The sequence below is a fragment of the Bacillus sp. FSL M7-0003 genome (assembly GCF_038628485.1).
Taxonomy (GTDB): Bacteria; Bacillota; Bacilli; order Bacillales; family Bacillaceae; genus Bacillus; species Bacillus safensis.
Genome location: NZ_CP152024.1, coordinates 2,518,503 through 2,530,949, shown reverse-complemented (window position 1 = coordinate 2,530,949; position 12,447 = coordinate 2,518,503). Strand labels below are relative to the sequence as shown.

Below are 12,447 nucleotides of genomic sequence, written 5' to 3'. Positions count from 1 at the left end.
AGCGGACAGTCTCCAAGCTGCCTCTTCTCTCACACGTGAACTTTTGAAAAAGGGTGGTAGACATGGGACTAATTGTACAAAAATTTGGCGGAACTTCCGTTGGGTCGACAGAAAAAATTCGCAATGCCGCAGAGAGAGTGATCGCTGAACGCGAGGCAGGACATGATGTGGTTGTGGTTGTATCAGCGATGGGCAAATCAACGGATGTTCTAGTAGACCTAGCGAAAGAACTCACAGACGATCCAAGCAAAAGAGAAATGGATATGCTGCTCGCAACTGGTGAGCAGGTGACCATTTCATTATTATCGATGGCGCTACAAGCAAGAGGTTATGATGCCATTTCCTTTACAGGCTGGCAGGCTGGTATGAAAACAGAGCATGTACACGGAAATGCAAGAATCGTGGACATTGATGAATCAAGAATAAAAGAGGAATTAAGTGCGGGGAAAGTCGTTGTTGTGGCAGGCTTCCAAGGAATTGCAGATAACTTACATATCACAACTCTTGGCCGCGGCGGATCAGATACAACAGCTGTGGCACTGGCTGCCGCACTAAAAGCTGATAAATGTGATATATACACAGATGTACCAGGAGTGTTTACGACAGATCCGCGTTATGTATCATCTGCGCGGAAACTTGCAGGCATTTCATACGATGAGATGCTTGAGCTGGCTAATTTAGGAGCTGGGGTTCTGCATCCAAGAGCTGTTGAATTTGCGAAAAATTATCAAGTCCCACTAGAAGTCCGTTCTAGTATTGAAAATGAATCGGGTACGTTAATTGAGGAGGAATCATCCATGGAACAAAACTTAGTCGTCAGAGGCATTGCATTTGAAGATCAGATTACACGTGTGACAGTGTGCGGGCTTTCAAGTGGTTTAACAACATTATCGACCATTTTTACGACGCTTGCGAAACAGAATATCAATGTCGATATCATCATTCAGTCTGTCACAAGCACCAATCAGACGTCGATTTCTTTCTCTGTCAAAACGGATGATTTGTCCAAAACAGTTGAAGTATTAGAAGAATATAAAGGGGCGCTTGGCTACGAACAGATTGAGACAGAAAGCAAATTAGCGAAAGTATCCATCGTGGGATCTGGAATGGTCTCAAATCCAGGGGTAGCTGCTGAAATGTTTGCTGTGTTAGCGCAAAAAGACATTCAAGTGAAAATGGTCAGTACGTCTGAAATCAAAGTCTCAACGGTCGTTGGCCGTGATGATATGGTCAAAGCGGTTGAAGCGCTGCATGACGCGTTTGATTTATCAAAGGTGAGCGCCGCTGCTCACTCTTAAAAAGGTAAAGAGGTGATCTCACGAAAGAGGGTCGCCTCTTTTTTCTATATGGAAACGGCTGAAACGGGCGTAAACCCATTCATTAAGTATGCTATGATAGATGTAGACATATAAAAAAGGCGTGACCTGAAGTCCGCGCCTTTTATCAAGAGTATTAGCTAGGGTCTCTTAAATCCCATTTAACAGTTAAAATGACTTTCTCAGCACGCTTTTTCACTTGTTCGTAGGATTCAGCCACGTGCTCATTCAGAAGCTGAATTTGTTCAGCAATAAAACCCGCTTCCATCTGAAAGCATGGCTCCTTTTGATAGGTGAGACGATTGGATACTAGTGGACCTTCGAGCTCAAACTCAATTTCCTGTTTTTTCGAATGGACCATCGTGAGAGTCCCCCATCCGGCATCATGGAAAAATTCGGGGATCTTTTCCCATGACTCTTGAGGAAATTTACGAGCAAGCAGTTTACCCGCAAAATACATCATAGATGAATGGTCCTGACCAAGAATATCAGGCAGCAGAACTTCGCGTATCAGCTCGTAGGCAAATCCATTGACTTCAATTTCTTTTAGCTGTTCTAAGTTAGATTCGAATTTATTCATTGTACGGCTCCCCTCTTTCAACAATTTATTATAGCTTATGTGGGCATATGATGACAGAGTTTTCCCTGAAGTCTAAGAAATTCTTATTGTAGTAAAACGAATTTTGATTTAAAACTTTTAAATTTCGGAAAATTTTAATTTATGTACGCGGTTTCTTGACGCTTTTTTGACATAGGAGTAAAATGAAATTGTCAATAAATTTGAATAAAGTGCTTACAATTGAAAGAAGCGGGGGTAAGACAATTTTCAAGCAATTGCACTTTTTTTACTAGGGGGTAAAGTAATGTCGGGGAACAAAGAATTTTTTTATCGGAGATTGCATTCTTTGCTTGGCGTCATTCCGGTCGGTCTATTTTTAATACAGCACTTAGTGGTTAACCACTTTGCGACAAATGGACCAGAGGCGTTTAACAAAGCTGCACACTTTATGGAACAGCTTCCTTTCAGATATGCACTTGAGCTGTTCGTGATTTTCTTACCACTGATCTATCATGCTGTTTATGGGGTGTACATAGCCTTTACGGCACAAAACAACACGTCTCGCTTCAGTTACTTAAGAAACTGGCTGTTCAGATTGCAAAGGATTTCAGGTATTATCACATTGATTTTTGTCTCTTGGCACGTATGGGAAACACGAATTCAAGCTCAGCTTGGAGCTGAAGTCAACTATGACATGATGGCGAATATTTTAAGCTCTCCATTTATGCTAGGCTTCTATATTGTCGGCGTTTTATCTACTATTTTCCACTTTGCTAATGGCTTGTGGTCATTTGCTGTCAGCTGGGGAATTACCGTTTCACCACGCTCACAACGAATCTCCACATATGTGACATTAGGTATATTTATAGCGCTTTCATATGTAGGGCTAAGAGCAATTTTCGCTTTTGTTTAAGAGGAAATAGATTAGTAGAAGAGGGAGAGGGGCTACAATGAGTAATTCTAGCATCATCGTTGTCGGAGGCGGCTTAGCTGGTCTCATGGCAACTATTAAAGCAGCAGAAGCGGGAACAGCTGTTCAACTATTTTCAATCGTACCTGTGAAACGTTCGCATTCTGTATGTGCACAGGGCGGAATCAACGGAGCGGTTAATACAAAAGGTGAAGGGGATTCACCTTATGAGCATTTTGATGACACGGTATACGGCGGAGATTTCTTAGCCAACCAGCCGCCAGTAAAGGCAATGTGTGAAGCAGCGCCGTCCATTATCCACTTACTTGATCGTATGGGTGTTATGTTTAATAGAACACCAGAGGGATTATTGGACTTCCGCCGCTTCGGGGGAACACAGCACCACCGTACAGCGTTTGCTGGAGCTACAACAGGCCAGCAGCTATTATACGCACTGGATGAGCAGGTTCGCCGCTATGAAGTAGCAGGACTTGTCACGAAATATGAAGGCTGGGAATTCCTTGGCGCTGTTTTAGATGACGAGGAAGTATGCCGCGGGATTGTCGCGCAAAACTTGACGACAATGGAAATTGAATCCTTCCGATCAGATGCAGTTATCATGGCAACAGGCGGTCCTGGAATCGTGTTCGGTAAATCAACAAACTCTATGATTAACACTGGATCTGCAGCATCTATCGTCTATCAGCAAGGTGCGCATTATGCAAATGGAGAATTCATTCAAATTCACCCGACAGCGATCCCAGGAGATGACAAGCTTCGTCTTATGAGTGAATCAGCTCGTGGTGAGGGCGGACGTGTTTGGACATATAAAGACGGGAAGCCTTGGTACTTCCTTGAAGAAAAATACCCAGCATACGGGAACCTTGTACCACGTGACATTGCAACGCGTGAAATCTTTGACGTATGTGTCGAGCAAAAGCTTGGCATCAACGGAGAGAACATGGTATATCTTGATCTTTCTCACAAAGATCCAAAAGAGCTTGATATTAAGCTTGGCGGAATCATTGAAATCTATGAAAAATTCATGGGTGACGACCCGCGTAAGCTGCCGATGAAAATCTTCCCGGCTGTTCATTACTCTATGGGCGGATTATGGGTCGATTATGATCAAATGACGAATATCAAAGGTCTATTCGCTGCCGGAGAATGTGATTACTCAATGCACGGCGGAAACAGACTTGGTGCAAACTCACTTCTTTCTGCGATTTACGGCGGAATGGTCGCTGGACCAAATGCGGTGAAGTACATTAACGGTCTTGAAAAATCTGCGGAAGACCTTTCTTCTGCACTATTTGACAGCGCCGTGAAGAAAGAGCAGGAGAAATGGGACAACATCCTCAGCATGGATGGTACTGAAAATGCGTACGTGCTTCATAAAGAGCTTGGAGAATGGATGACGGATAACGTTACAGTGGTTCGTTACAATGACAAACTCTTAAAAACAGATCAGAAGATCGAAGAACTAATGGAGCGCTACAAGAAGATCAACATCAATGATACCGCATCATGGAGCAACCAAGGCGCTGCCTTCACACGTCAGCTTGACAACATGCTTCAACTGGCAAGAGTCATTACGATTGGGGCATATAACCGGAATGAAAGCCGAGGCGCACACTATAAACCGGAATTCCCAGAAAGAAACGATGAAGAATTCCTTAAAACAACGATGGCTACGTTCAAAGGGAAAAATCAAAAGCCTGCATTCCACTATGAGGACGTCGATGTATCGTTAATTGCACCTCGTAAACGAGATTACTCGAAGAAAAAGGTGGAGAAATAAGATGAGTGAAAAAAACACAATTCATTTCATAATCACACGTCAAGATACAGCAGATGGAAAGTCTTATGATGAGGAATTTGAAATCCCTTACCGTCCGAATATGAACGTCATTTCTGCACTCATGGAAATTAGACGTAACCCGGTCAATAAACAAGGTGAAAAAACAACAGCGATCAACTGGGACATGAACTGTCTTGAAGAGGTGTGCGGAGCTTGTTCCATGGTTATTAATGGAACACCGCGCCAGTCATGTACAGCACTAATTGATCAGTTAGATCAGCCGATTCGTCTCCAGCCGATGAAGACATTCCCGGTCGTGAGAGACTTGCAGGTTGATAGAAGCCGCATGTTCAACTCCTTGAAAAAAGTAAAAGCATGGGTGCCGATCGATGGCACATATGATCTTGGACCTGGACCAAGAATGCCTGAGAAAAAACGTCAATGGGCGTATGAGCTTTCTAAATGTATGACATGTGGTGTCTGCCTTGAAGCTTGTCCAAACGTAAATGATAAGTCTTCCTTTATGGGCCCTGCTCCGCTTTCGCAAGTTCGTCTATTTAACGCACATCCGACAGGTGCGATGAATAAGTCTGACCGTCTAGAAGAAATTATGGGAGACGGCGGTCTTGCGAACTGCGGGAACTCTCAAAACTGTGTGCAGGCTTGTCCGAAAGGAATCCCGCTGACAACGTCAATTGCAGCACTTAACCGAGATACAACATTACAAGCTTTCCGTAACTTCTTCGGAAGCGATCACGCAGAATAACATCACATTCAGTCCTCTTTGCCAATCATGATGAGTGTTTACAAGAGGCTGGATGGAACACAAAATAAACGCCTCTTCCAATATGGGAGAGGCGTTTATTGATGAATAAGGAGATGATGAAGTGAGACTTCCATCATATATTGAGGAACCATTTGAAGAATGGAGAGCATCCTTTCGATTTTATGTCGAAACGACTGTCCGTTTTTCAGAAACGGATATGTTCGGCCATATGAACAATGTCACCCCTTTTGTGTATTTTGAAGAAGCACGGATTGCCTTTTTTCAAAAAACAGGAATTGTGGATAAACGAATGAAACGTGTGAAAGAGACGATTACAGTCGTGGCAAACCTGCAATGTGATTACATCAAACAGGTGGAGATTGGGGAGCGGCTTCGTGTGTATGTAAAGCCGGAAAAAGTCGGATCAAGCTCACTTATCCTTCATTATTTAGGAGAAAACGAGCAGCAGGAACCATGCTTTACAGGCTCAGTCACCATGGTGCAAATTAATAAAGAAACAGGCGCATCTGTCCCATTTACAGAGGAAGAAAAAGAGACATTTCAAGCTCAGCGAAATGGGTAGCATGCAGCCTCAGCAACGTGTAAGCTTCATTTTGTTATAATAAAAAGACCATATTAAGAAGAACAAAAGGAGAACACATGAAGATTTTTCAATATGACACCATTGATAGTACAAATAATGAAGCGAAAAGGCTCATTCAGCAAGGAGAAAAACCTTCATTTGCTGTCTATGCACATCAGCAGACTGAAGGAAGAGGCAGGCTAGGCAGGCCGTGGGAAACGCCTGCAGGGAATGTCGCTTTGACCATGACGGTTTTGCCGCCAGAAGAACTCTCCACCCAGTCAACGATTGCTCCGCTGACGGCACTAGCGATCTACGATGTACTCAAACCTCTCATAAGGGCTGAGGATCAGCTGGCGATCAAATGGCCAAATGATATTCTCATCAATGAAGCAAAGGTATCAGGCACATTGATTGAAGCGGACCGTACCGCCATTTATATCGGGGTTGGCATCAATGTGAAGACAAAGCCGGAGCACGTTCCGTACAAAACCATTTGCCTATCAGAGCTTACAGAGGTAAAAGCTGATCAGCTTGTGAAGGAACTTGCCGCCGCTTTTGAAAAATATCATACACGCTGGAAGAATGAAGGGTTTGAAGCACTCACTTCCCTCTATAACAAACGGTTATATCGTCTTCATAAACCGCTGCGGATCTCGTTAGACCGTGAAAAACAAACATGGGAAGAGGGCATTTGCTGCGGAGTCAACCGCTACGGTCATCTCCAGCTCAAAGATGAGAAAGGGCAAATAAAAGCTCATTCTGCCGGAGATATCGATGCACCGCTTCAGCATTAAAAAAAGCAGACGATATTCTCGTCTGCTCAGCGTGTAGACAAACCCTCGCATTCGTTGTCAGGTCTGCGCTCCGGTGCTCACGAATGTCACATTCGCTCCGCTCCTGTGCTCGTCCTTCCTAGACTTCAAAGGTTTTCTATCACGCTGAATAGAAGACAAAGGGCTAAAAGAAAACCCTTTTAGCCCTTTGTCAACAATCTGAGCAGACGATATTCTCGTCTGCTTAAGCTTCTCTTTTAATATGAGGCTGAATCACATAGTCTTGTTTTGTGAAAACAACTCCGTCTAGAATTTCTCTTGCAGTTCGAATGACTTTGACTCTGTTTTGAGAGATGTCAATTTCCGTTTGCATAATCCCGGCAGGATGCCCAATACGAAGGGTGTCATCTTGACCTTGGAACAGCTGAGAAGGAAGCGTTTCATCCAAGAAACAGCTGGCCGTCACACAGACAGAACCGGTAATGGCAAGTGCTTGGTGTGGCCTTTGCATCGATAGCATACGAACGATGATGTCCATATCTTCTGCTCGTCTCAAGATTCCATTTGTATCTACATAATCAGCAGGCTCGCTGATGAGCGCAAGCTTTGGAACAGCTGGAGACTGTAATGTGGCCATTTCTTTTGGTGCAAAGTGACACATTTCAGCAGCGAGGGAACGAATTTCTTCTAAATCATCCAGTAATTCGTCTGTAAACTCTTCAGGTAATTCAGTTCCTTTTAATTGAATATCTTTCGCGCGAATAAAGGCAATTGGATTTGCAATGTCAACGATCGAGATTGGAATCTCCCCAAACTTTGTTTGAATCGTATCAATTTTGTTTCCAGTCGGATAGGTTTTACCTGTGACAGCTCCTTCAGGTTTCTCAAAGGATAAATAAATGGGAGAACCAGTTCCTTTTACGCCTGGAATTTCTGCCTGTCCTTCAAATTTTACTTCCCCATTTTCAACTTCGACCTCTGCCGTAATGACTTTATTTGTATTGGTATTGAGGATACGTACAGTCGTAATGGGCTCAACTGCTTCAACAAGTCCTTTAATGATCGCATATGGTCCAACGGCTGATGAGATGTTCCCGCAGTTTCCTTTAAAGTCGACATATCTCTCATTAATACTGACCTGTGCAAATGTATAGTTCACATCCACATCCGGGCGTGTGGCTTTATCGATAATGGCCACTTTACTTGTTAAAGAATTACCGCCGCCGATCCCATCGACCTGCAGCCGGTCAGGACTGCCCATAATGTCTAATAGAAATGCCTCGAGCTCATCGTGTTCATATGGTGCATTGTCAGCGTGAATGAATACTCCTTTGCTTGTACCGCCTCGCATGATTGTGATTGGAACTTTTCTCATGACTCTCACCCTCAATTTTTAATTAACTGTTTATCTAACCAAAATGGTAAAGTATAATAAGAAATAAGTTAAATACATTATTTTAAGAGAAATCAATAAAAATATTTTATAATTAGTAAAAAAGGAGGGCATACAATGGATGAAAAAGATTGGCGGTTTTTAAAGGTACTTTATGAAGAAAAGAACATCACAAAAGCGGCAGAAAAATTATTTGTCTCTCAGCCTGCCTTAAGCTATCGATTGAAACAGCTTGAAGAGGAGTTTGATATGAAACTTTTCTTTAAAAGAAAACGAGGAATTGAATTTACATCAGAGGGCGAATACTTGGCTAAATACGCAAATGACATGCTCAAACAGCTGCAGCAAACGAAAGATGGCATGCTCAATATGCAAAAAAAGGTCAAAGGAACGATCCGGTTAGGGGTCTCAAGTAACTTTGCCCAGTATAAACTGCCAGAAATATTAAAAGAATTTTCTAAGCAGTATCCACATGTTCAATTTATGGTCAACACAGGCTGGAGCACAAAGGTAATGGATTTATTAGGAACATCAAGTGTGCATTTAGGGATTTTAAGAGGCGATTATGACTGGAATGGAGAGCGTTTTTTGCTTGATAAAGAGCGTCTTTGCATTATTTCAAAATCAGAAATTCAGCTAAAGGATCTCCCGAATCTGCCGCTCATTGACTATCATACAGACAGTTCATTAAAACGGCTGATTAACAGATGGTGGCAGGAAACATTCACAATGCCTCCGCTTGTCACGATGGAGACAGACCGTCAGGATACATCAAAAGAGATGGTGAAGCATGGTTTAGGCTATGCCATTGTCCCAGAAATTTGCCTCAGACCAAGTGATGAGTTATTTGTAAAAGGACTTTCGTATAAAGATGGACAGCCTGTTTTAAGAGATACATGGCTCATGTACCAGCCAGACTCACTTCATTTGTCTGTGGTGAAAGCGTTCATTGAGTTTTTAAGAAATCAGCAAGGTTGATTATAAAAGAAATTTATTGAATATACGAAAAAATCGATATTTTCATTATAAAAAAAGCTATTATATCCTTGAAATAGAAAGCGCTAACATATAGATCGCAAGTGCAAGGGGGCGCTTGCAGATCATGTAAAGAAGAGGATGGAGGGATATAAAGTGCTAGCTATTTTAGGGATCTTGATGGTCTTGACATTTACATTTCTCATTATGACAAAACGTATGCATCCGGTGGTGGCTCTAACCGTTGTACCTATCATATTTGCATTGATCGGCGGCTTTAACAAAGGGTTAGGGGACATGATGCTTGATGGACTGAAAACTGTTGCACCATCAGCTGCTTTATTGTTATTTGCGATTTTATTCTTCGGTGTCATGCTGGATGCTGGATTGTTTGATCCTCTGATTAAACTCATTCTACGTATTGTAAAAGGTGATCCTGTCAAAATTGCTTTTGGGGTAGCGATTTTGTCTATGCTTGTTGCATTAGATGGTGATGGAACAACAACGTACATGATTACCGTATCAGCTATGCTGCCACTTTTCTTAAGAATTGGGATGAACCCATTAATTTTAGGAACAATTTCATTATTATCATTAGGAATTATGAGCGGAATGACGCCATGGGGCGGTCCAGCTACTCGTGCAATCGCGGCGCTTGGATTAGATGCAGGCGAATTTTTCATTCCATTACTCCCAACGATGGTTGGAGGCGGTCTTTTTATACTTTTTACTGCTTATGTACTTGGGAAAAAAGAAAGAAAACGGATTGGGATTGCAGAGATTCAGTACAAAGAAGAGCCGTCCATCTCTCCTGAATTGGCTGCGTCAATTGAAGATGGAGTAGCCGATATCAAGAGACCGAATCTGATTTGGATTAACTTCTTCCTTACAGTTGCTGTCATGGTCACACTCGTCATGGATATCATACCAATTCCTGTACTCTTCTTAATTGGATTTGTCATCGCTCTGATGATCAACTATCCAAAGGTTGAAGATCAGCGCGAGCGAATTTTATCTCATGCAGGAAACGCATTAACGGTTATCACACTTGTATTTGCAGCAGGGATTTTCACAGGGATTTTTTCTGGAACAAAAATGGTTGAGTCCATTGCCAATTTGGTCATTTACATGATTCCGGATTCCTACAGCTCATTTTTCCCGCTGATTGTTGCTTTGACGAGTATGCCATTTACATTTGTGCTCTCAAACGATGCTTACTATTTCGGAGTACTGCCAATCCTGGCTGAAGCCGGCGCAGCTTACGGGATTGATCCGGTGGAAATTGCACGTGCCTCTATCATAGGGCAGCCTGTTCACTTACTGAGTCCGCTTGTAGCTTCAACATTGCTGCTTGTCAGTATGCTGAACAAAGATATTGGTGATTTGCAAAAATATGCACTGCTATGGACCGTGTTAACTGCCCTTTTTACAACACTTATTGCATTGTTAACAGGCGCCATTTCAATCTTTTAAATACCACGCAAAAAAGGACGATGTCTCGGGGAAGAGACTCGTCCTTTTTTGCGTGGAGGAAAGCGCATAAATTGGACGCTGATATGCGGGATTTCTTGATTTTAACGTCACCTACCTCAGGCACCCGGCATATGATATCTCGACTATACAGAATCCCATTCTATAGAGACTAGAGCTCTCACCTTAGCAAGGAGGGTTACAATACTTGAAGGAGAAAGAGTTTCAATCCAAGCCGCTATTAACCAAAAGAGAAAGAGAAGTATTCGAATTGCTCGTCCAAGATAAAACAACAAAAGAAATTGCAAGCGAGCTTTTTATTAGCGAAAAGACTGTTCGAAATCATATTTCGAATGCCATGCAAAAGCTAGGAGTCAAAGGCCGTTCACAGGCCGTAGTCGAGCTTCTGCGTATGGGTGAGCTAGAGCTCTAAAGTCAGCCGGTTTTCCTTCCATATTGGGGAGGAACCGGTTATTTCTATATGGTTTCCATGAGTCTCTTCTTGCATTTTCTTTAAAAAACGAGGAAAATAGACATATACGTTTTAATCAAAGTGAGATGCTATAGTGAGGTATCAATAAAATGGAAACGAATGAATCAGGCCATGTTGCAGAGATTGAAAAATCATTACGCCACATTGCCGCAATTATTAAGCAAAAAGGCAGAGAAATCCTCAATCAATATACGATTACACCTCCACAATTCATTGGGCTTCAGTGGCTTTATGAATTTGGAGATATGACCATAGGCGAGCTGTCACAAAAGATGTACTTGGCTTGCAGTACAACCACTGATTTAATTGATAGAATGGAAAAAAGTGAACTTGTCGAACGGGTGAAAGATCCATCTGACCGCCGCGTGGTTCGCATTCATTTATTGCCTGAAGGCGAGAGGATCATTCAAGAAGTGATTGCTAAACGCCAAGAATACGTCAGTGAACTTCTAGAGGCTTTCTCAGAAGAAGAAGCCATCGTTTTCAACCAATCCTTAACGAAACTACAGCAGCAAATGAAAAGAAAATGAGGCGATTTTGTTGGATCAACCAATCGGCGTCATTGATTCCGGCGTCGGCGGTTTAACCGTTGCAAAGGAAATCATGAGACAACTGCCAAAAGAAAAAATCATTTATGTAGGCGATACAAAACGATGTCCATATGGCCCGCGGAAAGAAGAAGAAGTTCTTCAATATACGTGGGAAATGGCGCACTACTTATTAAAACACCACCATATTAAAATGCTCGTCATTGCATGCAACACAGCAACGGCGATCGCACTGGATGAAATTAAAGCAACGCTTGATATTCCGGTTATTGGCGTCATTCAGCCTGGCGCCCGTACAGCGATCAAGGTGACAAACAATCAGCATATCGGCGTTATTGGCACAGTCAATACGATCAAAAGCGAGGCATACAAAGAAGCGCTGCTGTCATTAAAAGCAGGTCTAACAGTTCAAAGTCTGGCGTGTCCACTCCTTGTCCCATTTGTGGAAAGCGGTACGTTTTTAGATCAGACAGCAGAGGCAGTGGTGAAAGACTCCCTTGAACCGATGAAAGAAACAGGAATTGACACACTTATTCTTGGCTGCACACACTATCCAATTTTAAAAGAGCCGATTCAGCGCTTTATGGGCAGTGATGTCAGCATCATTTCATCAGGGGATGAGACAGCGAGAGAAGCGAGTACGATTCTTTCATATAAAGGGCTGTTAAATACCTCTAAAGAAGCACCTGTCCATACATTTTACACAACAGGGCAGCAGCAAAATTTTCAAAACATCGCTCGTGACTGGTTTGGCTACCTGCCAGGGAAGGTCGAAACCGTGTCACTTGAACACATCTTTCAGCAATAACCCCCTTCTATTTTGAAGTGGGTTATTTTTTTATGAAAAGGGTCTAATC

The 12,447-nt window shown here is 42.6% G+C and carries 13 protein-coding genes; 11 read left to right on the top strand and 2 right to left on the bottom strand.

Translation table 11 applies throughout. The features are described 5' to 3' along the window. The first annotated feature begins 62 nt into the window (after window positions 1–62). Entirely contained in the window at window positions 63–1,298 is a 1,236-nt protein-coding gene (locus MHI23_RS13000) for an aspartate kinase (protein ID WP_125587585.1), read from the top strand. A gap of 154 nt (window positions 1,299–1,452) precedes the next feature. Here the strand turns inward: MHI23_RS13000 and MHI23_RS12995 are convergent, their stop codons facing one another. Beyond that, complete coding sequence (locus MHI23_RS12995) at window positions 1,453–1,896, bottom strand: YslB family protein (protein WP_024423214.1); 444 nt, start codon at window positions 1,894–1,896, stop codon at window positions 1,453–1,455. A gap of 283 nt (window positions 1,897–2,179) precedes the next feature. On the opposite strand from MHI23_RS12995, the gene MHI23_RS12990 reads away from it, so the two are divergent. The 5 genes from MHI23_RS12990 (at window position 2,180) to MHI23_RS12970 (ending at window position 6,732) form a co-directional block, all read left to right on the top strand. After that, entirely contained in the window at window positions 2,180–2,788 is a 609-nt protein-coding gene (locus MHI23_RS12990; RefSeq protein WP_024423213.1) for a succinate dehydrogenase cytochrome b558 subunit, read from the top strand. A gap of 37 nt (window positions 2,789–2,825) precedes the next feature. Further along, window positions 2,826–4,586 (top strand): succinate dehydrogenase flavoprotein subunit, encoded by a 1,761-nt coding sequence (sdhA, locus tag MHI23_RS12985; protein ID WP_024423212.1) that lies wholly within the window; start codon window positions 2,826–2,828, stop codon window positions 4,584–4,586. A 1-nt stretch (window position 4,587) separates the two neighbouring features. Next, a complete protein-coding gene (sdhB, locus tag MHI23_RS12980) occupies window positions 4,588–5,352 on the top strand; it encodes a succinate dehydrogenase iron-sulfur subunit (protein ID WP_111292405.1) in 765 nt (254 codons plus the stop codon). Between the two features lie 121 nt (window positions 5,353–5,473). Next, window positions 5,474–5,935, top strand: coding sequence for a thioesterase family protein (locus MHI23_RS12975; protein ID WP_024423210.1), 462 nt, complete (start codon window positions 5,474–5,476; stop codon window positions 5,933–5,935). 77 nt (window positions 5,936–6,012) lie between these two features. Further along, complete coding sequence (locus tag MHI23_RS12970) at window positions 6,013–6,732, top strand: biotin--[acetyl-CoA-carboxylase] ligase (protein WP_024427167.1); 720 nt, start codon at window positions 6,013–6,015, stop codon at window positions 6,730–6,732. A gap of 223 nt (window positions 6,733–6,955) precedes the next feature. Here the strand turns inward: MHI23_RS12970 and MHI23_RS12965 are convergent, their stop codons facing one another. Next, window positions 6,956–8,086 (bottom strand): PrpF domain-containing protein, encoded by a 1,131-nt coding sequence (locus MHI23_RS12965; protein WP_025092461.1) that lies wholly within the window; start codon window positions 8,084–8,086, stop codon window positions 6,956–6,958. Window positions 8,087–8,221: 135 nt separating this feature from the next. On the opposite strand from MHI23_RS12965, the gene MHI23_RS12960 reads away from it, so the two are divergent. The 5 genes from MHI23_RS12960 (at window position 8,222) to racE (ending at window position 12,398) form a co-directional block, all read left to right on the top strand. Further along, the gene (locus MHI23_RS12960) at window positions 8,222–9,082 is read left to right on the top strand and encodes a LysR family transcriptional regulator (RefSeq protein ID WP_024423208.1); all 861 of its coding nucleotides are present in this window, start codon (window positions 8,222–8,224) and stop codon (window positions 9,080–9,082) included. A gap of 153 nt (window positions 9,083–9,235) precedes the next feature. After that, the gene (locus tag MHI23_RS12955; RefSeq protein ID WP_024423207.1) at window positions 9,236–10,552 is read left to right on the top strand and encodes a citrate:proton symporter; all 1,317 of its coding nucleotides are present in this window, start codon (window positions 9,236–9,238) and stop codon (window positions 10,550–10,552) included. Between the two features lie 205 nt (window positions 10,553–10,757). Then, the gene (gerE, locus tag MHI23_RS12950) at window positions 10,758–10,982 is read left to right on the top strand and encodes a spore germination transcription factor GerE (protein WP_003184172.1); all 225 of its coding nucleotides are present in this window, start codon (window positions 10,758–10,760) and stop codon (window positions 10,980–10,982) included. Between the two features lie 149 nt (window positions 10,983–11,131). Then, on the top strand, window positions 11,132–11,572 hold the full coding sequence (locus MHI23_RS12945) for a MarR family transcriptional regulator (RefSeq protein ID WP_034279763.1): 441 nt from the start codon (window positions 11,132–11,134) through the stop codon (window positions 11,570–11,572). 10 nt (window positions 11,573–11,582) lie between these two features. Beyond that, complete coding sequence (gene racE, locus MHI23_RS12940; RefSeq protein WP_326349529.1) at window positions 11,583–12,398, top strand: glutamate racemase; 816 nt, start codon at window positions 11,583–11,585, stop codon at window positions 12,396–12,398. The last annotated feature ends 49 nt before the right edge of the window (window positions 12,399–12,447 follow it).